At 42.6% G+C, this 21223-nt stretch carries 19 protein-coding genes and 1 pseudogene; 12 read left to right on the forward strand and 8 right to left on the reverse strand.

What is annotated here, in order from left to right:
- Nucleotides 1-19: 19 nt before the first annotated feature.
- The 4 genes from argS to O9295_RS08830 all read left to right on the forward strand — a co-directional run bounded on the left by argS (nt 20) and on the right by O9295_RS08830 (nt 3866).
- Complete coding sequence (gene argS, locus O9295_RS08815) at nt 20-1777, forward strand: arginine--tRNA ligase (protein WP_288032697.1); 1758 nt, start codon at nt 20-22, stop codon at nt 1775-1777.
- A gap of 650 nt (nt 1778-2427) precedes the next feature.
- Complete coding sequence (locus O9295_RS08820; protein ID WP_147068834.1) at nt 2428-2820, forward strand: Mo-dependent nitrogenase C-terminal domain-containing protein; 393 nt, start codon at nt 2428-2430, stop codon at nt 2818-2820.
- A gap of 30 nt (nt 2821-2850) precedes the next feature.
- Nucleotides 2851-3609, forward strand: coding sequence for a hypothetical protein (locus O9295_RS08825; RefSeq protein WP_147068835.1), 759 nt, complete (start codon nt 2851-2853; stop codon nt 3607-3609).
- Nucleotides 3610-3614: 5 nt separating this feature from the next.
- On the forward strand, nt 3615-3866 hold the full coding sequence (locus O9295_RS08830) for a hypothetical protein (RefSeq protein ID WP_002767457.1): 252 nt from the start codon (nt 3615-3617) through the stop codon (nt 3864-3866).
- Nucleotides 3867-3908: 42 nt separating this feature from the next.
- Here O9295_RS08830 and O9295_RS08835 read toward each other — a convergent pair whose 3' ends face one another.
- From O9295_RS08835 to O9295_RS08845, 3 genes are all read right to left on the reverse strand, one after another.
- Nucleotides 3909-4316 (reverse strand): hypothetical protein, encoded by a 408-nt coding sequence (locus O9295_RS08835; RefSeq protein ID WP_002760723.1) that lies wholly within the window; start codon nt 4314-4316, stop codon nt 3909-3911.
- Entirely contained in the window at nt 4316-6256 is a 1941-nt protein-coding gene (locus O9295_RS08840; protein WP_288032698.1) for an AAA family ATPase, read from the reverse strand. The genes O9295_RS08835 and O9295_RS08840 overlap by 1 nt, the downstream gene beginning before the upstream one ends.
- A gap of 315 nt (nt 6257-6571) precedes the next feature.
- Nucleotides 6572-6742, reverse strand: coding sequence for a hypothetical protein (locus O9295_RS08845; protein WP_287168908.1), 171 nt, complete (start codon nt 6740-6742; stop codon nt 6572-6574).
- A 518-nt stretch (nt 6743-7260) separates the two neighbouring features.
- Here O9295_RS08845 and O9295_RS08850 point away from each other — a divergent pair.
- From O9295_RS08850 to O9295_RS08880, 7 genes are all read left to right on the forward strand, one after another.
- Entirely contained in the window at nt 7261-7962 is a 702-nt protein-coding gene (locus tag O9295_RS08850) for a 16S rRNA (uracil(1498)-N(3))-methyltransferase (RefSeq protein WP_288032699.1), read from the forward strand.
- Between the two features lie 15 nt (nt 7963-7977).
- Nucleotides 7978-9099, forward strand: coding sequence for a tetratricopeptide repeat protein (locus tag O9295_RS08855; protein ID WP_288032700.1), 1122 nt, complete (start codon nt 7978-7980; stop codon nt 9097-9099).
- Nucleotides 9096-9725, forward strand: a complete 630-nt coding sequence (locus O9295_RS08860) for a DUF6391 domain-containing protein (protein ID WP_125730372.1) — start codon at nt 9096-9098, stop codon at nt 9723-9725. Before O9295_RS08855 ends, O9295_RS08860 begins: the two co-directional genes overlap by 4 nt.
- Before the next feature lie 79 nt (nt 9726-9804).
- Nucleotides 9805-10038 (forward strand): photosystem I reaction center subunit IV, encoded by a 234-nt coding sequence (locus O9295_RS08865; RefSeq protein WP_147068840.1) that lies wholly within the window; start codon nt 9805-9807, stop codon nt 10036-10038.
- A 417-nt stretch (nt 10039-10455) separates the two neighbouring features.
- Nucleotides 10456-11844 (forward strand): aspartate aminotransferase family protein, encoded by a 1389-nt coding sequence (locus O9295_RS08870; protein ID WP_147068841.1) that lies wholly within the window; start codon nt 10456-10458, stop codon nt 11842-11844.
- A gap of 5 nt (nt 11845-11849) precedes the next feature.
- A complete protein-coding gene (locus O9295_RS08875; protein ID WP_288032701.1) occupies nt 11850-12947 on the forward strand; it encodes a sulfotransferase family protein in 1098 nt (365 codons plus the stop codon).
- A gap of 285 nt (nt 12948-13232) precedes the next feature.
- Entirely contained in the window at nt 13233-14228 is a 996-nt protein-coding gene (locus O9295_RS08880) for a lysylphosphatidylglycerol synthase transmembrane domain-containing protein (protein WP_288032702.1), read from the forward strand.
- A gap of 386 nt (nt 14229-14614) precedes the next feature.
- Here the strand turns inward: O9295_RS08880 and kaiC are convergent, their stop codons facing one another.
- From kaiC to O9295_RS08895, 3 genes are all read right to left on the reverse strand, one after another.
- Complete coding sequence (gene kaiC / locus O9295_RS08885; protein ID WP_002760201.1) at nt 14615-16177, reverse strand: circadian clock protein KaiC; 1563 nt, start codon at nt 16175-16177, stop codon at nt 14615-14617.
- A 193-nt stretch (nt 16178-16370) separates the two neighbouring features.
- Nucleotides 16371-16685, reverse strand: coding sequence for a circadian clock protein KaiB (kaiB, locus tag O9295_RS08890; RefSeq protein WP_002733742.1), 315 nt, complete (start codon nt 16683-16685; stop codon nt 16371-16373).
- A 56-nt stretch (nt 16686-16741) separates the two neighbouring features.
- On the reverse strand, nt 16742-17671 hold the full coding sequence (locus tag O9295_RS08895; protein WP_288032703.1) for a circadian clock protein KaiA: 930 nt from the start codon (nt 17669-17671) through the stop codon (nt 16742-16744).
- Between the two features lie 276 nt (nt 17672-17947).
- Between O9295_RS08895 and O9295_RS08900 the strand changes: the two genes are divergently transcribed.
- Complete coding sequence (locus O9295_RS08900) at nt 17948-20335, forward strand: ATP-binding response regulator (RefSeq protein ID WP_288032704.1); 2388 nt, start codon at nt 17948-17950, stop codon at nt 20333-20335.
- Between the two features lie 291 nt (nt 20336-20626).
- Here the strand turns inward: O9295_RS08900 and O9295_RS08905 are convergent, their stop codons facing one another.
- Nucleotides 20627-21046, reverse strand: coding sequence for a transposase (locus O9295_RS08905; RefSeq protein ID WP_288032705.1), 420 nt, complete (start codon nt 21044-21046; stop codon nt 20627-20629).
- Nucleotides 21033-21223, reverse strand: a pseudogene (locus O9295_RS08910) (IS701 family transposase); the annotation flags it as partial. The pseudogene O9295_RS08910 and the gene O9295_RS08905, both read right to left, overlap by 14 nt.

The following is a 21223-nucleotide window of genomic DNA, read 5'->3' on the forward strand; positions in this document are numbered from 1 at the left end:
TCATTCCTAAATTCTCTCTATGACTGCCATTATCCAACAAATAAAAGAGCGTTTTTCCCAATCCCTAGTTAAATCCTTTGGGGAAAACTTCGCCGCTACCGATCCTCTAATTGTGGCCGCTAGTAACCCCCGTTTTGGCGATTATCAATGTAATATTTCCCTCTCTTTAGCCAAAGAATTAAAACAAAAACCGCGGGAAGTGGCGGCGACTTTACTAAAAAATCTAGAGATAGATGATCTCTGTCAAACCCCCGAAATTGCCGGACCCGGTTTTATTAATCTTACCCTTAAACCCAGTTATCTAGAAACCCAATTAAAAGACCTAATTACTGACAACCGTTTAGGAGTTGCCGCTGCTAACCCCAGTCAAAAAATTATTGTCGATTTTTCCAGTCCCAATATTGCCAAAGAAATGCACGTCGGTCACTTGCGATCGACTATAATCGGTGATTGTATTGCTCGGATTTTGGAATTTCGTCATCATCAAGTAATTCGTCTTAATCACGTCGGGGATTGGGGGACTCAATTCGGGATGTTAATCACCTATTTGCAAGAAGCTTATCCTAGTGCTTTAACCCAAGCAGATGCCCTAGATTTAGGGGATTTAGTTAGCTTTTATAAAAAGGCCAAAATTCGTTTTGATGAAGACGAAAACTTTAAAGAAACTGCCCGTCAAGCTGTAGTAAAATTACAGTCGGGTGATCCTCAAAGTCGTCAAGCATGGCAGTTACTTTGTCAACAATCACGACGGGAATTTCAGAAAATCTATGATATTCTCGATATAAAACTGACCGAAAGGGGGGAATCTTTTTATAATCCCTACCTGGAAGCAGTAATCAGAGAATTAGATCAACAGGAATTGCTAACAGAAGACAACGGTGCTTTATGCGTCTTTCTCGATGGTTTTACCAACAAAGAGGGGTATCCTCTGCCCCTAATTGTCAAGAAATCCGACGGCGGTTATAATTACGCTACCACCGATTTAGCGGCAATTTGTTATCGAGTGCGTGAAGATAAGGCCGAAAGAATAATTTATGTTACTGATGCTGGACAAGCTAACCATTTTGCCCAAGTATTTCAGGTGGCTAAAAAAGCGGGATTTTTACCCGATAATGTGGCAGTGGTTCACGTCGCTTTTGGATTAGTTTTAGGGGAAGATGGTAAAAAATTAAAAACTCGTTCCGGGGAGACGGTAAAATTACAAGAATTACTCGATCAAGCGATCGCCTGTTCCCTGGCTGACTTAGAAAAAAGACTGGCAAGCGAGGAAAGAGAAGAAACCGGCGATTTTATCGCTAAGACTGCCGAAACTGTCGGATTAAGTGCCGTTAAATACGCCGATCTCAGCCAAAATCGCCATAGTAACTACGTTTTCAGTTACGACAAAATGCTCAATCTGCAAGGCAACACCGCCCCCTATATGCTGTACGCTTACGCTAGAGTCCAGAGTATCAGTCGCGAAGGTGGTATTAATTTTCAGGATTTAAGTGCCAATTCATCGCTAATTCTCAAGGATGAAAGCGAATTAATTCTGGCTAAACAATTACTGCAACTTCCGGAAGTAATTAGTGCCGTGGAAGAGGATTTATTACCCAATCGTTTATGTGATTATCTTTACGAACTCAGTAAAAAGTATAATCGTTTCTATGAGAATTGTCCCGTTCTGAAAGCGGCAGAACCGATTAAAACCTCTCGTTTAGTTTTGTGTGATTTGACGGCAAGAACCCTCAAATTAGGCTTATATCTCTTGGGTATCCCCGTTTTGGAAAGAATGTAAATCAGTTATCCGTTATCAGTAATCAGTAATCAGTAATCAGTTATCCGTTATCAGTAATCAGTAATCAGTTATCCGTTATCAGTTCACCGTTTACTATTCACAGCAAAAAACTCCCCAATTTCCAATTCATAATTCATAATTCCCACACCCTACACCCCACACCCTACACCCCACACCCCACACCCCACACCCCACCCCTTGGATTGCGTATCTTTGACAAAAGCGGGTGCTATTTTATACCCAGAAAAAGTGTACTATGCTGACGTGAAAAAACCTGAGTTTTTGCTAACCTAGAAATAGCTCTAATCAGAGCCAATATCTTTGGGTGAAGCTTAGAGATTAATCTAGTTAAACTCACTCGTGACGTTATCTTATTGTCGTCTGTTGCCTATTCGCTTTCAGGTGATAACTCGAAGATGGGAAGTTAGTACAAATGCTCAAACTTCCTCTCCCTGCTCCCTGCTCGCTCATAGACAGTCTTAACGAGTAGTTTAGATAGTTAATAGCTTACTCCCGCATCCGGGCCGCTGACGCGGTAGGCCACACCTATTATCCCAGGGATGTTATCGTTAAAGCGGTCAAATGTCCGAACGTCCCAGAGGATTTTCGGGAAAGATTGTTCGCCCTGTCGTAATCTCAGATAGAACCTTATGAGTCAATCAATAGAAGGTAAGACTATGGCCGATGCTGATGTATCAGATTATACCACAAATAAAATAATTTTGTCTAATTGGATTGCCCCTTGGTCGAAAGGCAATCGGAAAAACCCGTCACCGCAACCAAAATGGGATTTATGGCAACCCCTGCGGCAACGAATTGATCGCCTAGAGATTAATACACCTGCACTGGCTCATCGGATTTGTCGTCTAATTCCGGCTCAATGTCCCTTTGCGCGGAAAATTACCCTATTTAGCCGGACAATTCTAGAGATTCCGCCCCTTTGCAAGCTAAATCCCCTCTACGAAAACCTAATGATGTTAAGATTTCGCGCTCTTTCTTACCTAGCCGATGAATGTGGAGAGGATATCGGTGCTTACTGCTAGAATGGGTGAGTGTCTTTAATCGCCACACCTATGGCCATCATTGCCCTGAAAGCTTGGTATCTGGACAAATACGAACCTATCCGCGAGGTTGTCAAACGTCCCCACGACTTGCGCTTAAGTCGCAATAGTCTCTTAAAATCGGGTTTAAGAGCCGATTTTCTCGATGATAGTCTGACGATACAGGGTTCTGTCTGGTTCCAACGCTATCTAGAAGGGGAAAGGGTGGAATTTTACCTCGAAGGTAGTGGCGGTTACGTCATCTCGAATATTGACCTGATTTCCCAAGAAATTTACTTTACTAAACAGGACCTCAGCGCTTGGTTGGATCCCGTCATTTATTTTAGCTCCCAAAGCCAATTTAAGGACTCTAGCACCGCTTTAAAAACAATTTTGACCGAAACCGTCGAAAATCTCAATAAACGCTCCCGTTTGCCCTTAACCATCGAAGAAACGCCCCGAACTGAGGGCAATGTCACCAGATTGAGTGATAGTCAATTACGCAAAATTCGCAAAAGTTTATTATTTATTGCCGATGCTACGGCGATTAGCCAAAAGGAAACGGAATTACTGCCCAGTCCCCTAGTGGGTGTAGAATTAGGTTATGCGATCGCTTGTAAACAGGGCGGACAAATTCTGTTAACCTATCAAAATCGAGCGGAATTAAAGGGTAAACTAGCTTTTGACCTGCCAAGCTACCAAAAATTAATTTTCTCGGATCTGAGCGAATTGCGTCTCACTTTTCCGCCTTTAATGGCAACTTTATTACAAAAATTCAATCTGATTAGTTAAAAAAAATGAGTAGAAAAGCTGACGAGTACGCCGTACATTTGTTCTTAAGCAGTGGACATCGCGAGGAAGTCCGTTTTTTGACTATCCAAGAATTTCAAAAGTGGTACAGTAACGAATTAGTTCCGAAAGCCGATTCCCAGGATTTTATCAATGTTCCGATCAGAAATATCCAAGGGGAATATATGGTTTTACGTCCGGCTAGTGTCATTGCTATTCGCGTGGAACCCGTCTTTTTTGGCAGTGTGGAAAGAATGTAATTTGACGTTATTGCTAAAAAAGATAGTTAGATAGGGAGAATTTTAGAGATTATTGATAATTCTCTCAATATCAGCTTGGATTTGATTGCTGACTTTGCCTTGCCAGCGTTCTTTTAATTCCCTTAATCCCACTTCTGCGTATTGACAGATCTTATCTAAAACTTCTTTGCCATCGCTGGGTTGAGGATAGGAATTCTTTTTACAGATAATATAAATTCCTGCGGTTAAAGCTAAAATAACTTCTGGATCGATTTGGCTAATAGTAATTAAATCTTGTCGATTGCTCAGAGTGGTTCCGTAGATACTGAAGTCTTGTTTAATGGCAAAAGCAGCGGCGAATAAATAGGCATCTACCATGCGCTCAAAGGTTTTATTATCTTTTAGTACCTGTAGATAATTTCTGGAAGTTTCCGAGGCATAAATCTTCAAACTGGGATCGATTCTCTGCATTAGTAACTCTCCATCACTTCAATCACGGAAGCATCTTCATCGGCAGCCAAACGGTGTATTTTTAAAATATCGGTACTGTGGGGAAGCAAGAGATTTAAAAGTGGATCGGGAAGATCGCGATCCGTGGCTAAAATAATTACTTGGGAGTTTAAATTAGGGAGAGAGTTAATAATATTTTTTTGATGTTCTTCGTCTAAATGGCCAAAAGGTGTATCCATAATTAGGGGAACACAAGTATCAGTTATTTGATTTAAACCGGTGATAAAAGCAAAAGCTAAAGCTTCCTTTTCTCCCGCACTTAAGACATCGGGATTTAATAATTTTCCTGTGATGGTACGGATTCCTAAAGTGTATTCGGGAGTGATTTCTACTCCTCTATATTCCTCTGGTTTGTTGGTTACTTGTAAATAGCGATCGCTGGTTACTTGATTAATCATTTTTTGGGAATTATCGATATGCCATTCGATTAATTCGTTAGTGGCATTTTTTAAACCTCTGGCCATTTTAACCTGATTAGATAACATCAACGTGGTTTGATTTTCACTAGCTAAAATTTGCACTTGTTTGCGTAAATCTTCTAATTGCTTTTCTTTGATTTCAATTTCCTTTTGCAAGCGTTCGATCCTTTCTGGGATCATCTCAACATTTTTACCAGATTCGCCAACTTTTCGCCAAATCTCCCTCACCGAGTCTTGATCTATTCCCGTGTTTTCCTGTTTTAGCTGTCTAATATGTTGATTAATTTCTTCGATTTCTTCTTCTAAACGATCTCTTTGCAAAAGTAATTGACTATAATTGCTAAATTTAGCATTATCTCGCATAATTCCCTGTAAATCAATTCTAATTTGGTCTTTTTCTATTCTGGTGGCGTTGTCCACTTCTAAGGACTCTAGTTCGGCAATTTGTTGCAGGATAAAGTCCCGAGAATTTTTATCTAAACAACGACCACATAGACAGCTTTTATCGTCAAGTATTGCTTGTAAAATTGCTGTAGAATTAGTTTTATAAGTGCTTTTTAAGCTAGTAACTTGCAAATCATCAACCATTTCCTGTACAAAGTTAATCAGCAAAGGTATCGAAGCTTTTTTTAACCAAGAATCGATAGACTTTTGCAGGTTATCTAACTGAGTTTGTAAACCGATACGCTTTTTCTCTAAGTTATGAATTTCCTCTAATTTTTCTCGTAAACTTTCAATCTGAGCGGCTTTTTCTTGAGCGTCTTGGTAGATAATTATAGCATCTTTTTCGCTATCTTTGGCATTTTTAAGCTGACCTTTTTTAAGATCAATGTCTTCTTCTAATTCTCGCAGCTGTTGCATTTTATTCCTAAAAACTTGACTGGTTCCCTTTGCTTTATTTAAACGTTTTTCTAATTCTTGTAAGGCTTTTTCTGTATCATCGCGCAGATTTCTTAATTCCGGGATACCCAAAACTTTTTCAATTGCTTCTTTTGCTTCTTTACTTTGAGTTATCTGGGTATATTGTTCGATTTTTAAGCCATCAAAACAGAAAAAATCTCGAATAGATTTAGGAAGCAATGCTTCGATATATTCCCTAGAGTTACTTCTCATGGTTCCATCTTCATAAAATAATGCTTCCTCTACGCTGGGATAAGAAGTGCTACCATTAACTTTTAATTTTGCTGTGCGACTGATAAAGTAATTTTTCTCGTTTCTAGTAAAATTTAATTCTACCCGCATTTCTATTGCCTGTGAAGAATCATCCTTACCTCGATAAAAATAGGTTTTCAAAGTCTCTTTAGATACAATATCTCCCCCATAGAGACACCATAAAATCGCCGTCATCAGAGAAGTTTTACCGTGACCATTATTACCGAAGATAATCTGAATTTTTCTGTCGGGATGCAGGTTAAAAGTAATATTTTGACTAGGGTAACATTTCCAATTAGTTAAGCGAATTTGTTTCAGTCTCAAAGTCATAAGAACTCTTGTAAAAATCAAAAATTTTGTGGTTGGTTAGGAGTCAGTAGCCAGTGGTCAGTAATCAGGAGAATTAAGAATGAATAATAATCAATTAAATGGTTTATTTATAGATTTTATGCAACTTAATATTTATTTTTGTCGTTTTTAAACTAAGTGGGTGGGTGGAATTAAATATAAGATGAACGTAGAACGTAGGTTGGGTTGAAGTATGAAACCCAACGTCCGCTCATGTTACGCTACCGCTAACCCATCCTACAAATAATTGTGCCTCCCTACTTACAAAAAATAAATTATGCAAGAGATCTATAAAATTTATGATTGTGAGGAGTCGGTATATTTTTCGATAAGTTTGACAATTTTAGGTGATAGCTGCCGATTTTTTAGAGTAATTTTTTCTACTTCTAAAGCCATGGCTTCCTTGAGCAGTTGGGGAGGTATCTCATATTTTTGTGCCAGTTCTTTAATTTTAGCAGTTATGTCCATGGATTTTCTGGGGGTTAGGGGTTAGGGAGTGGAGATTGTCAAGTCTTAATTCTTATTTGCCAAGAGATACCTTGATGAGGATAAATTTTATAACAGATCTGAGTAGGTAAGGCCATAGTAAGTTAGGCTCTTCGTTACTTGGTATGATTCGATCAGGGGGCATAAATCGACTAAATCCTTATCCGGCAAGAGACTTAATTGATTAGCTCGTTCTAGATCGAAAACAATTGGGAACAATCGAAGCAATGTCTTTCTATATAAGGGTTTCATCCCTTATAACCCCCCTCCATTGCATAACACAAACCGAAGAACCGTAAGTTATAGCCTTTGTCATAAACATGAAGTATAACCTAATTTGGTATTGACGACTGACTACCCAAAAGGAAAACTTCGTACTTCACCATTAAGATAACTGCTATAAGCTGATCTACTCTCAACCTTATACAAAAACACCATAAAAGCTAAAATAGATAGCTGACAGTGATTCTGAACACAATAGTAATATAGACTAAACCGCCTTGTATTATCGTCTTCTTCTTGATTTTAATACCCTAGAAAACGGGTTAATTGCCTTAACACCCGAACAAAGTCATTATCTTAAAAAAGTTGTTCGTTTAAAATCCCATGACCGTTTTATTGCCCTAAATGGACAAGGACAAGCGTGGTTAGCGGAAATAATTGATAATTCGGCCTATCTTTTAGAAGCGATAAACGAAACTAGCGAACTACCAGTACAAGTGAATTTAATGGTAGCAATTCCCAAAAATGGCTTTGATGATATCGTTCGCGCTGCCACCGAATTAGGAGTTTATCGAATTATCCCGCTGCTGACAGAACGGGGTTTAGTTAATCCTAGTCCTCAAAAAATTGACCGTTGGCGAAAAATTGCCCGGGAAGCTGTAGAACAATCAGAAAGACAGATTATTCCCATAATCGAAGAACCACAACCATTTTTAGCCATCCTTAACCGGGGAGCTAACCCAGGGACAACTTGTTATATTGGTGTTACCCGTAGAACAGTGGCCCCGCTACTTTCTCAATTGCAAACATCAACCGAGATAACCATTGCCATCGGACCGGAAGGGGGATGGACGGAGGCAGAAATAGAACAAGCGATCGCTGCTGATTTTCTACCTGTATCACTGGGAAAACGGATTTTGAGAACAATTACCGCTCCCTTAGTGGCTCTCGCTATCATTAACGCCTATTTAGACAGCTAATCGACCGGAGTTTCTATGTTCAAAGAAATTGCTGAAGCGCTCGCTCGTCAAGACTATCAAACTGCCACCCGTCTTGTCAACGACTTCCAGACCCGAGAAAACGATAACCCCTGGCTGAAATTCTACCAAGCGCGTTTAAACGAAATCACGGGAGAAATCGCCCTAGCAGGGCAAGAATACCGAAAAATGTTGCGATTAACCGCTAATCCTCAACTTATCGCCCAAATTCGTCAAGGAATCGCCCGCTTAGAAGCGATTGAACAGGTGGAAGTTGAACAGCAACAACAACAGCGACAGGCTGCCCTCGAAAAAGCCAAAACCAACCCTAGTAATCGAGAAATGGGGCTTTTAATTCTTGAACCGGTGGCTAACGCAGAAAAACAGCCCTTAGCTCTAAAATTTGCCCAAATATTTAAAATAGATGCCTATAGCGCCCGCTTACACATCCCTAGTCGTTCGTGGCGCTTGTATCGAGTCGGGGCGATGGCAGAATTAGCAGTATATGTTCACGACTTGCGAAAAGAAGGAATTCCCTGTTTTTGCCAGCCAATTAAAGCGATTAACCGGCCTAGGGTCTATTTAGCTCGATATTTCCGGGCTATCCAACCAGAAGCCACCCTAGTCTATCAATCTTCCCACGGCCTAACCGCAAGTATAACTTTTGATTGGTCAGAAGTTACCGCCGTGGTAGAGGGAATCTTGCCGATTTTTGGGGAATGTGTCGATATGGATGCGCGCCGCCATCAAGTGAGAAAAATTAGTATTCTTGATTATGCCCAGATTATTGATCTACATTTGAAAAAACAGGATTTAATTATCCGTATTTGCGATCGCCATTACCACTTTCAAGCGGGGATTACTTTTTCCGACCACCAACAAAGTCGGGAAAGACAGACCAGCAATCGAGATAACTGGAATCATTTCGCTTCTTACCTAAAACAACAACTAGCAGCAGTTCCCCTGTGGTCAGATTTTCCAGCTTTTGCCGAAACCACCGCCGATTTTTACGAATTACTGCCTATGGTCAATCCCCATTTGGACTTATTACGCATTGAAGACACCTACTGGGACACCGCCTTGCCACTCTATAGCACCCTCATATTCCTCGAAAAAACTCCCCCTACCGCAACTTTATGACCCCTAGTAGCCCTTCTAACCCCTCTTTTGACTGGTTTAACCCCTCGCCCCAGCAAGACAGCGATTTACTGGCACAAATCGGCTTTATCCCCGGTTTCAAAGAATTTCTGACCCTGCGACAGGTTCACGCCTTGGAACACGCCACCGTCTGGGTATTAAGCGAAATGGCTGCCCGTCGTCAATCGCCTTTTGACCATTCCCAAGCGGATAACGAGGCCCTGGGAGGACTCTCCACCGATAGGGGTTTTTATCTCTACGGGCAGGTTAATACAAATGAACTGCGAATTGCGGCCAAACAGGCACTCCATCGTCTCAAAAATGGCGAGGGGCAATTGGCATTACATCCGCGTTGTGGCACCAATTTATCGGTAACTTTAGCCTTAACCGCCGGCTTAGTCTTAGGAACTCATCTTCTCTTACCCAGAGGTCCGATTTCTCAGTTATTAGGCTTAGGTTTAGCCACCGCCGCCGCTTTTCAAATCGGGCCAGATGTGGGAATGTCGGCCCAAAAATACCTGACTACGGCCATTCCTTTTAACTTAACAATCGTTAACATTGCACCAAAGGCAGACCTATGGGGACGTTCGGGGCATTTTGTCCAAACAGAGTGGCAAGATTTGCAATAAAACTTAAAGTAAAAACCCTTTCGGCAAACTCGCTCTGATTGTAACCTGTTAACTAAACCCTAAAAAAAAAACAACAGCTATGCCTGGAATCGAACGCGGAGCCGAAGTTAGAATCAAACGTAAAGAGTCTTACTGGTACAACGATGTGGGAACCGTAGCCAGTGTTGATAAAAGTGGTATCCTCTATCCCGTTATCGTCCGTTTTGATACTGTTAACTACCACGGTTTTAGTGGTAGCGCCAGTGGACTGAATACCAATAACTTCGCTGAAAGTGAATTGGAACTCGTTAAGGCTGCCCCCGCTAAGAAATAAAGCTGAGTAAAATTCGGCCTATCATCACCGACTGACTGACGGGAATTCTCTCTTGTCGGTCGTTTTTTTTATAGCTATCAGCCTTGTATCAGTTATCAGTTATCAGTTATCAGTTATCAGTGATCAGTTATCAGTTATCAGTTATCAGTTCACTGTTTACTGATATTACATTTTGGGCGCACGCGATGCGCCTCTACCATATAAAAACTGACTAATAAATTATCTAAAAGTCGCTTTAACCTTTAGCCCACAAGAGCTAATTAGTTTAATTATCCTAGATAAGTTCTTAAATACTTGACAAAATATATTGAATAATTTATAATATTAAATAACCAAAAAATAATGATAATGTGCTATGGACATAATCGGTTTTGAGGTGTTTAAAAAATAGTTTTTCAGTAATCAAATCTGGAATTTATGAGCATTTTAGAACTGATAGAAAAAAGACTAGAAGAAAACTTTGCCCTCCACGAACAATACCTAAACCCCCAGATGGTCAGGGTACTAAAAACGATCGGCTACGATCGCCACTACGTTAAAGCCCAAGGTGCATACCTATTCGACAATCACGGGGAAAAGTATCTGGACTTACTGAGTGGTTTTGGTGTTTTTGCCCTCGGACGCAATCACCCCAAGATCGTGCAAGCTTTACAAGAGGTATTGACGGCAGCATTGCCCAATTTAGTCCAATTGGATGCTTCCATCCTAGCGGGATTGCTGGCGGAACGGTTAGCAGCGATCGCACCAACTGGATTAGAACGAGTTTTCTTTGCTAATTCCGGCACAGAAACCGTCGAGGCCGCCATTAAATTCAGCCGCTACGCCACCGGACGCAGCCAAATTGTTTACTGTCAGGGGGGCTACCACGGGTTAACCATGGGTTCCCTTTCCGCCACCGGCGATCCCCATTATCGCCAGGGATTTGGGCCGTTTGTGGCCGACTTTAAGGAAATACCCTTCGGCGATCTGGCTGCACTCGAAAAAGCTCTAATTAATCAAGAAGTAGCGGCTTTTATTACCGAACCGATCCAAGGTCACGGGGTGAGAATTCCCGAACCGAACTATCTCCCCGCGGCGGCTGCCCTTTGTCGTCGTTACGGCACTCTTTTTGTGGCCGATGAAGTGCAGACCGGTTTGGGCCGGACCGGCAAAATTTGGGCAGTGGAACATTGGGGGGTAGAACCGGACATTTTATGTGTTGCCAAGGCTCTTTCGGGCGGTTTTGTGCCAGTGGGAGCGGTTCTCTGTCGTCGCTGGATCTTCGATCGAGTATTCGATCGCATGGATCGTTCTGTGGTGCACGGTAGCACTTTTGGTAAAAATAATCTGGCCATGGCCGCCGGTATTGCCACTTTACAGGTGATTGAGGAGGAAAAATTAGTCGAGCGATCGGCCGTAATCGGTCAACAAATTATCGCAGAACTACGGCCCCTCGTAGATCAGTACGAATGTTTGCAGGAAGTGCGGGGATTGGGTATGATGATCGCCTTGGAATTTGCCGAGCCGAGCAGTTGGTCACTAAAAGCCGCCTGGAAAATGCTAGAAACCGCCAATAAAGGGCTATTTTCCCAGTTAATCGTCGTTCCCCTCTTTACCCGCCATCAAATTCTCTCGCAGGTTTCCGGCCACGGCATGAATATCATCAAGTTTATCCCCCCCCTCACCCTCTCCGATGAGGATTGCCGTTGGCTTGTCACCGCCGTTAAAGATGTGGTGGCCGATGCTCACCGCTTCCCCGGAGCCGCTTGGGAATTCGGCAAAACCTTGGCCAGCCAAGCTATCCGCCAAAAAACCGCCCAAAAATAGTTAATATGTCCAGTTTGTTTCATCCCCTCTGCGGTAGTAACCTTAGCACTCTCCTTCGTTTATTTTTGACCAATGGCGGCATCGATCGCCCCAATTTGGCCCCGGCAACCCTGGCGCTGGCAGTTACCCTGGCGCGACTGCCTTTTTCTACCCTAGAACGAATTTTAATCACAGGGTTTTATGAGCGCGGCGTACAGGTAAAAGCACCCATTTTTATTGTCGGCTATTGGCGCAGCGGCACGACCCATCTGCACAATTTACTCGGTCAATCGGAGCATTTTGGCTATATTTCGCCCCTAGCGGTGGGATTACCCTGGGATATCCTCGGTATCGTCCGCTTATTTCAACCGCTGCTAGAATTAGCCCTACCGAGCGATCGCCATGTGGATAACGTCGCCGTTACTCCCGATTCACCCCAGGAAGATTCGATCGCCCTGGCCAGCATGATCCCCCTTTCCTACTACCATGGTTTATACTTTCCCCAACGTTTTCAGTATCATTTCCAGCGAGGGGTTTTTTTTCAGGGCTGCAGCGAGAAAGAAATCGCCACTTGGCAGCGTTGGCATACTCATCTATTAAAAAAAGTTTCCATCCATCAAAGAGGCAAACAATTACTCATCAAAAACCCCGTTTATACGGCACACATTGCCAAATTGCGAGCTATCTGGCCCGATGCTAAATTTATTCATATCTACCGCAATCCCTATCTCGTTTTTCCCTCAACCCGTCACTTTTTTACCCGCATCCTACCGGAACTAGCACTACAATCCTACGATAATTTATCCCCGGATGAAATCGAGCAGACAATTCTGAAAAGTTATCCCCCAATGCTCAATTCTCTCCTGCGAGATAGTGCCGATTTACCCGCCGATAGTTTTGTAGAAATTCGTTTTGAAGATTTAGAAAAAGACCCCCTAGCACAAATCGAGAAAATTTACGATCAACTGCAACTTCCCGACTTAAAAATAGCTAGGCCTCGCTTTGAGAAATATATCAGCAGTCTGCAAGGATATAAAAAAAATAATTATCCCCCAGATGCAAAAGCGATCGAGTTAGTCGAATCCCATTGGCTACCATTTATTCAACGTTGGAACTATTTTTAGTTATCAGTTATCAGTTATCAGTTATCAGTTATCAGTCATAAGTAGGTAGGCGTTAAAAATTATCAGACACCCTCCTTATCAAGGGTAGGGTTGATTCATGAATCAACCCTACCTTATCAAGAGGGGCAGGGGGGATCGAACCTAAAATCCATTTTTAATTTAATTATAACCAGCTACTTAAGTCATAATTCCCGCTCTTTTATATCTTTTAAACAGGATTTAGTATAACTACTTCTTGCCTTTTGCCTATATCCTAACCAAGAAATTAATTTGGCACGACTACTTATGAAATATCTTAAATTTATCTTTCTGGGTTTAGGTTTTGTTTTACTAGGGATAATTTTACGTCAAACAAATCTGCAAGAAGTGTGGCAACAAATCACCCTAGTCGGTTGGTGGGGAATGACATTAGTAATTATTTTTTATTTCCTAGAATTTCTCACCGATGTTTTTACTTGGCAACTAACTTTTAAAAGCATTCCTATCCAACCTCGATGGACAATTCGCCTATTATTAATTTACATGGTAGGGGCAGCCTTTAATCGCGTGACTCCCTTCGCTTCTTTGGGAGGAGAAGGTTTTAAAGCAGTGATGTTGAAAACTCACTATCAGATTAGCTATAAAGAAACCAGTGCCTCGATTATTCTGACCAAGACATTAAATACTGCTTCCCTTGTCTTCTTTGCAATTATCGGTTTTTTTCTGCTCCTAGCTTCCCCAAAATTCTCCAATTCTTTTAAAACTTTTACCGGATTAAGTCTTGCTATATTCTCCAGTTGTATCCTGATATTTTTCTTGATTCAGCGATTCCGTTTATCCTCCAGAATAGTTAATCGATTAGGTCATTCTTTTTTAGGTGATCGCCTAGTTAAACCTTTAGAAAATCTTCGCAGTGTCGATGATCGTTTAGGGGAATTTTATCGTAATCTGCCCCTATTTAGAAATGGCTTGATCGTCGGTTTTCTCAATTGGCCTCTCGGAGTTTTAGAAATCTATGTTTTAATGCAGTTTCTCCAACATCCGATTAGTTTTGCCGATGCTTGGTTATTTGATTCTGTTGCCCAATTAGTGCGCGCTGGAACCTTTTTTATTCCTGCTAATATCGGTACTTTAGAAGGTTCTTTAGTGCTGCTGGGTGCTTCCTTAACCGGCAGTCTAGAATTAGGTTTAGCGATTTCCGTAATTCGCCGGGTTAAAGATGTTCTCTGGATTATATTAGGTTTATTGATCTGGTGGTTATTTTCCCTAAGACCGACTTTACCCGATCGCTCTTCAAAATAATCTCAATCATACTAAATCCGTTGAGTATAGGTAACATATCAGGATAGGCACTCATGTACTCATGCGCTCATGCAAAAAGGGGAATAAATAATCAGTCTTTAATAACCAGATTTAGTATTATCAGTAACTTTTAAATTAGTACAAATATATGAACAACTGCGTGTAAGCATCCCACCGAAAAACTAATGCGCTCCGGGGTTTGGGGGGTTCTACCCCCCAAAAGTCTGGATTGAGGACAAAAAATCTAGAAAGCACAGTTTTTAAAAATTCGCCTGGTTAAAGATATTCTCTGGATTTTATTAGGTTTGTTGATCTGGTGGTTATTTTCCCTAAGACCAACTTTACCCGATCGCCCTTCAAAATAATCTCCATCAGTCAACCCCCGATTATTCATCCTGTAATTTTTCGCGCACATTGCGAACAATCCGCGATAATTCACTCTTTTCATCGACGCTAATTTTAGTTGGAGAACCACTAATAATCCGCTCGTAATTGCGGAAAGAATCCTTGATATCCGCCCCATCCTGACTGATAGTATATTCACGAATCCCTTTATCGTGCCAAGAACCGCGCATCTTAAAGACGTTAATCGCTCGCGACATTTCGCCGCGAATTTCCACATACTGCAACATTAAAATCGTGTCGGTAATCGTAGAAATATGGGATTCGGTGATCGAGTGCGCTCCCATGAATTGGTCGGTGGTATTGGTGAAAAATCCCGTAATTTCCTCCTGTTTGGCGTATCCTGTCACCCCGATCACAAATTGCCGAAAAGCATTATTTGTCACCCCGCGCGCGAGCGCCGATAGAGAATCGATGGCAATACGGGAGGGTTTAAATTCCGAGATTTCCGACTTAATCATCTGTAAATGGTCTTCTAATCCCGCCGATTCGGGGTAAGAACACAATAATTTTAATAATCCCTTGCGTTCCATCTCCTCAAAATCGATCCCCCAAGAAGAAGCATTTCGGGACAATTGGGCGCGAGATTCTTCATAAGCGAACAAAATCGCCCGCTCACCGCGCCTACAGCCTTCTTCCAGAAATTTACTAACTAAGAGAGTTTTACCCGTACCGGTTGCTCCTGTAGCCAAAATAATCGAATCCTTGAAAAAACCGCCCCCACACATATCATCGAGGGTTTTTACTCCCGAAGAAATGCGGACATTAGAGGAGCGCTGAGTTAAACGCATGGCACCGAGGGGGAAGATATTAATGCCATCATTGGTGATAGTAAAGGGATATTCCCCCTTCATGTGGGTTGTTCCCCGTAATTTGAGGATTTCTGCGGTTCTGCGTCGTCTTTCTCCCTCTAGCACGTTCCGCATAATTACCACATTATCAGAGACAAATTCCTCTACACCAAAACGGGCCACCGCTCCGTATTCTTCGATACGTTCCGTGGTCATAATTGAAGTCACTCCTAATAATTTTAGCCGGGCCACGAGCCGAAAAATTTCTCGCCGCACCACTGACACCGCTTCGTACTGCTGAAAAACAGCAGTTACAGAGTCAATTGATACCAGTTTTGCTTTATATTTGGTAATTGCGTATTGAATGCGCTCGATCAGGGCCGAAAGATCAAAACTACCCACCACCTCTTGACCTTCCGGATCCGGAGAAGCATCGAGAATAAATAACTTACCCTGGTCAATTAATTCTTCTAAATCCCAACCAAAACTATAGGCATTTTGGATAATATCGGTGGGAGATTCTTCAAAAGTAACAAACAGTCCCGGATAGTCAAAATACTTGATCCCGTGGTAGAGAAATTGCACAGCAAGCAGGGTTTTTCCCGTGCCAGAAGTGCCACTCACTAAGGTGGTTCGCCCCATGGGTAAACCACCGTGAGTGATCTCATCAAAACCTTCAATCAGGGTTCTAATTTTGCGAACACCTTTCGGTTTAATCGGTGGATTCAATTGGCTATTAGAGTTAGATTGAGTCATTATTTATCCAGCGAATATTTAAAGAGTAGGATTTTTATCTAATTTTTCCACAGAAACATATCAGGCCTGACTAGATACTTTATACCATCTTGATGTCCCTTGACTCTTGACTTTCCCATAAACGTACTAGATTACGCCCCGATCATTTCTCCTTCAATAAATATAACCCGTCTAATCACCTATTGCCGAAGGCCTAGCTATCATTTTCTCGTTCACGAATTTCCTCGTACAGTAAGTCTAAACCGATCAGAACCTTCTCTCGATCGGACAAATCACCGATAATTTTCCGCACCGGGGGAGGGAGGACTTTCGCGAGGGTAGGAGTAGCGAGAATCTTGTCTTCCTCCGCTAGTTGCGGGTTTTTCAGCACGTCAATCACCTTGAGCGCATACACTCCCTGAAATTCCTCTTCTAGGATATTTTTCAGGGTTTTCAAGGCACGCACGGAGTTGGGGGTATTGCCGGCGACGTACAGTTTTAAAACATAGGTTTTTTTAAAGACGCTCATAGGTTAAGATAAAAGGGGCTGGGGATACGAGTTTATTGTTATTTATTGGGGAGATTTTAGTCTATTCCCAATAATAAATCATAAGGGATATCCTCGCGAGGTATGGAACGACGATACATTTCCCCCAAGTGAGCAAGGATATCAATGAGAGCGAGACGATAATCTAGGAGAATTTCCTCACTTCTGCCTTCTAATTTTAACTGTTGGGAAAATTCATCCATTAACTCCATGTGAATTTCCAGAATTTGCGACACTGAGAGATCGGTAAAAAAGACATTATTAACCAACTCATCGATCGCTTGATTAATCGGATAATCCTGTTGGAAGTAATTTAAAATAATCTCCCGATAATCTCTTCTTAATTCCCGCAGTAATTCGTTTTTTTCCTCTGGGGCAAGATTGCGATAGAATAGCTGCGGGTTGCGTTTGTAGTAAACACCTAAATAGCCGAGTCTTTCTTTTAATTTTTCCGCTAAACGGCGCTGTTGTAGGAGGAGAAAACTGTGATTATTTTCCACGGGATTTGGTTGGTTAACAATCGTGGTAGGTTCGGAAAAAGAGCAATTAGGAGCTAAATGGAGAAATCGAGCGATCGCTTGGTCGATGACCGAGGTGATGCTGTCTAATTCCTTGACGGTAATTTGTAATTCGGCACTATGATAGAGACAGGTGGGAGAGTCATTCGTCTCGGCAGTGATGTTCTTGTCAGCGACAATGATCACTACTGGCAGTAAAATCCCCCCTTCGTAGAGTTGATTAAAAGTCGGCTGTAGGGAAGGATGAAAGACCACCAGCAAACAATCGATTTTTTCCTTCTGTGCCTCGATATTAGCCAGTAATTCGCTAGAAGACGACCCTAGGGTCAGATGATAGCGTTCATTAGCCAATAAAGCCGTCAAAGAATTAACCAGCCCCGGAGGTGAACTCACTCCCGTCAAGGGTGGGTCCGTTGGGACAAAAGCATAAATAGTCAGTCTCGGAGGCAACGTTTTCTCACCCGCAAGGTAGATAGAAAATAACAAACTATAGGTTAGGCTTTCTCTGTTGAGAAGACAACCCCCTCGCCATCAGATCGGGGAAGTTAAAGTTAACTTTGCTTTTTGGCAGTGGGTATTGTAGTTAATTGTAATCAATGGAGCGGTCCTCTAGATGAGCAAGCGTCATAATCAAGGTAGATTCAAGTTCTAGGACTACTAATAGTTTGGCCATCAGTTTGTTAATTATGCCCTAAAGTTACCGCCACCGCCCACCCAATTATCCCCATGCCTAGCGTTACCCTCAGCCTCCATCACTTTCATCAATCCGTCACTGCCTGTGAATTAATTATTGACCGGGCAAGTCTTTGCGATTTAATTAATACGGGCAATCCAGAAGCGATCGTGGTGGTGGATGAGCGGTATTGTCCCCTAGGACTGATTGAGAGTCAAACCCTGATTGCTTACCTCCTCTATCAACAACAGCACCCCGACACCAGAAACCCCTCCTCCAACTGTCTGGATCTGAGCGGTTGGCTGCGTCCGATTATCCCTCTTAACGCTCGCATGGCCGTAAGTGAGTTTCTGGCAACCCTGACGGGAGAAGCGCTCGCCTTCGTCCCCATTTTAGTGGATGCTCAGGGCAAACTGTTAGGACGCTTAGACACGGGCAAACTTCTCCAATTTTGTCTCGGGTACTCGATTCTCGATGATCCTCCCCCGCAGCCCCGCATCAGCGATCGCAATTCCCTCCCCCGCAGCGATCGTCCTCTGGAATTTCTGGAACAATTACCGCTGCCGCTGCTGCTCTACAGTCCAGAAGCGGGAATTTTATACCAAAATCAGGCTTGGTGTCAACAAATCGGGGCGGCTTTCCCCGCTAATATCGATAACTTTCCCTTTGCTTTGGTTAATGACCCCTTAACCCTCCCATCCCCCACCCCCCCCCTGTTTCCCCAGCGTCTAGAAACGGTGACATCGGGTTTAGCCAAGACTTGGCGACTGTTGTCCGTGCCGTTAAATTGGGCGGATAATTATCCCTTGCTCGAGAAAACTTCGGGACTGTGGTTACTGTTGGCCACCGATATCACGGAACAACAGCAATATTGTCAGGAATTAGCGGTTAAAAATGCCGATTTAGTCCATTTAAATCGTCTTAAGGATGAATTTCTCGCCTGTGTCAGCCATGAGTTTAAATCGCCCCTCACCGCCGTGATCGGTCTCTCCAATCTGCTGCGGGAAGAAAAAATCGGTGAACTTAACCCCCGACAGTCGAAATATGCCGATTTAATCTATCGCAGCGGTCGCCAGTTGATGGCTTTGGTCAATGATCTCCTCGATTTAACCCGCCTGGAGACAGGACAACTAAAATTAACTTTCACTAGAGTCAAAATCGATCGCCTCTGTCAACGGGTGTACGATATCATCGTCGATAAGTATCCCCAACGTCTCGATCTCCCCGGCAGCTATCGTCTTGACATTGAATCAGGGTTAGATTATGCCCTGGCCGATGAAGCCCGTTTACAACAGATGTTAGTGAATTTGTTAGATAATGCGGTTAAATTCACCATTGATGGCGGTAATTTCGGCATTAAAGTCAATCGTTGGGAAAATTGGCTGGCTTTTACCGTCTGGGATACGGGGATCGGTATTCCAGAAGAATCCCAGCATCTGATTTTTCAGAAATTCCAACAGCTAGAAAGTCCTTTCACCCGTCAATTTGAGGGTGCAGGTTTAGGTTTAGTCCTCAGCCAAAAATTAGCGCGCTGTCACGGTGGCGATCTATCCTTTGTCTCCAAGGACCGGGAAGGCAGTCAATTCACTTTACTGCTGCCGGTTGATCCCCAAGCTGCCGAGCAGGAGTCCGCCACTCCCCAGCGTCTGGTGTTAGTGGTGGAAGCTAATCCCCAAGTGATCGAACAGTTTGTCGATCGCTTGAGTGAATTGGGATTAAAAGCGATTATCGCTCGTAGCGGCACTGAGGCGATCGAAAAAGCCCGTCACTTAAAACCCCGTTGTGTTTTTCTCAATCCCAATCTACCCCTCTTGTCCGGTTGGGATGTGTTAACGCTGCTGAAATCCCATCCCCAAACCAAAGACATGAAAGTTATTGTCACCGCTGCCGATTCTGAGCGCAACCGCAGTCAACAGCAAGGGGCCGATAGTTTTCTGGTTCCGCCGATCACCTCGGCAGATCTGCAAGCTTGCCTGAATCTGACCGTTTCCCCCATTCCTAGCCGCAAACGGCGCACTGCTCCGACTCTGCTGCGTTTACACGGCCATTATGCCCCCAATTTCTCCGATTTATCTTCCTTTAGCTGGATTTGGAATAATCAATTAGTTCGGGAGAATTATCGTTTTATTGAGGCCGATAGTTGCGAACAGGCGGAACTTTTAGCTGGTGTCTGGGAGGTGGACGCTATCTTAATCGATAGTTCGATCGCAGAAGATTTATACTCTTATCTGCAAACCTTGAGCGAGTCGCAAACCCTAGCTAATTTACCCCTAGTCACCCTTGATGTGGCTGTCACCGAGGTGGCCAATCAAATCCCCGGTTTAGCCGTTTTTCCCTGTTTGGCCCCCCCGACGGAAAACCGCATCGAACAGCTATTAAAGGTAATCGAGACTGCTGATCTGGCTTTTTCTGGCCACTTGAGCGGCGATCGCGTCCTGTAGGGGCGAAGCATTCGGGCATAACCTATCGGTGAAACCGGAGATTTTCTATCCGAATGCTTCGCCCCTACTTTTTGCCGCAAACCCTATCTATCAAGGGATTTACTATACCTGAACTTCCCCCGTATAAATATACTAGCTATGGCTAAAAGTCTTACAGAGCCTGAGTTAAAGCAATGTACTACTAAGAAACTACTGGCTACAAAATCCTGAAATCCTTACGCAGACAGGGTTTGAGGCAAAATTTTTCAAATTTGACCCTTCGACCATTATATAGCAATCCTAAATCATTTTTTAAAAACAACTGTATTGATGAATTTTAGGAAAATCAAATTTATGATCATCAATACAAAATTCAAATAAAAATTTGACAATCTTAAAAGACTTGCATAAATACCAGTATTTTCTTAAAAAGTTTTTCCCTTGCAACCAAACATCTTCCACTGGATTCTGTTGTGGAGCATTCGGTGCAAATAAAATACAAGTAATTGGCCATTCATTAGCTTTCTTTCCATTATTTATTTCTTCTAAGAACTCTTTGAACTCTCCAAATTTATGATAGCTTGCTCCATCCCAAATAAAAATCATTCTTTTATCTTTATATTCGTTTTGTAAATGTTTTGCAAATTTAACGGTTGATTCGACCTCTCCCGAACAGTAACCTTCAATATGAAACTTCTTAGTGGGACTTAAACAAATTTCAAGCCCAAACAAAGCCTAAACTGGCTTTGTAAGCGGCAAACACATCCAGATTCTCGGTCAGCCACTCAAAGAAACGGAAAGACATCGCTGTCCGAAAAGCTGCCAAGGCTTCCACAAAAGTGTTTAAAGGTCGATTCGCCCACTGCCTTTGCAATCCCCCAGTTAACTTATGCCACAGGATAAATGTAT

The sequence above is a fragment of the Microcystis sp. LE18-22.4A genome, assembly GCF_027531105.1.
GTDB classification, from domain to species: Bacteria; Cyanobacteriota; Cyanobacteriia; order Cyanobacteriales; family Microcystaceae; genus Microcystis; species Microcystis aeruginosa.

What these genes read in the sequence shown, in the direction of transcription:
- O9295_RS08875 (WP_288032701.1), top strand. Translation starts at nt 11,850, where the DNA reads ATGTCCAGTTTGTTTCATCCCCTCTGCGGTAGTAACCTTAGCACTCTC.
- O9295_RS08880 (WP_288032702.1), top strand. Translation starts at nt 13,233, where the DNA reads ATGAAATATCTTAAATTTATCTTTCTGGGTTTAGGTTTTGTTTTACTA.
- O9295_RS08860 (WP_125730372.1), top strand. Translation starts at nt 9,096, where the DNA reads ATGACCCCTAGTAGCCCTTCTAACCCCTCTTTTGACTGGTTTAACCCC.
- O9295_RS08825 (WP_147068835.1), top strand. Translation starts at nt 2,851, where the DNA reads ATGGCCATCATTGCCCTGAAAGCTTGGTATCTGGACAAATACGAACCT.
- O9295_RS08855 (WP_288032700.1), top strand. Translation starts at nt 7,978, where the DNA reads ATGTTCAAAGAAATTGCTGAAGCGCTCGCTCGTCAAGACTATCAAACT.
- O9295_RS08840 (WP_288032698.1), bottom strand. Translation starts at nt 6,256, where the DNA reads ATGACTTTGAGACTGAAACAAATTCGCTTAACTAATTGGAAATGTTAC.
- O9295_RS08835 (WP_002760723.1), bottom strand. Translation starts at nt 4,316, where the DNA reads ATGCAGAGAATCGATCCCAGTTTGAAGATTTATGCCTCGGAAACTTCC.
- argS (WP_288032697.1), top strand. Translation starts at nt 20, where the DNA reads ATGACTGCCATTATCCAACAAATAAAAGAGCGTTTTTCCCAATCCCTA.
- O9295_RS08900 (WP_288032704.1), top strand. Translation starts at nt 17,948, where the DNA reads ATGCCTAGCGTTACCCTCAGCCTCCATCACTTTCATCAATCCGTCACT.
- kaiB (WP_002733742.1), bottom strand. Translation starts at nt 16,685, where the DNA reads ATGAGCGTCTTTAAAAAAACCTATGTTTTAAAACTGTACGTCGCCGGC.
- O9295_RS08870 (WP_147068841.1), top strand. Translation starts at nt 10,456, where the DNA reads ATGAGCATTTTAGAACTGATAGAAAAAAGACTAGAAGAAAACTTTGCC.
- kaiC (WP_002760201.1), bottom strand. Translation starts at nt 16,177, where the DNA reads ATGACTCAATCTAACTCTAATAGCCAATTGAATCCACCGATTAAACCG.
- O9295_RS08845 (WP_287168908.1), bottom strand. Translation starts at nt 6,742, where the DNA reads ATGGACATAACTGCTAAAATTAAAGAACTGGCACAAAAATATGAGATA.
- O9295_RS08865 (WP_147068840.1), top strand. Translation starts at nt 9,805, where the DNA reads ATGCCTGGAATCGAACGCGGAGCCGAAGTTAGAATCAAACGTAAAGAG.
- O9295_RS08830 (WP_002767457.1), top strand. Translation starts at nt 3,615, where the DNA reads ATGAGTAGAAAAGCTGACGAGTACGCCGTACATTTGTTCTTAAGCAGT.
- O9295_RS08820 (WP_147068834.1), top strand. Translation starts at nt 2,428, where the DNA reads ATGAGTCAATCAATAGAAGGTAAGACTATGGCCGATGCTGATGTATCA.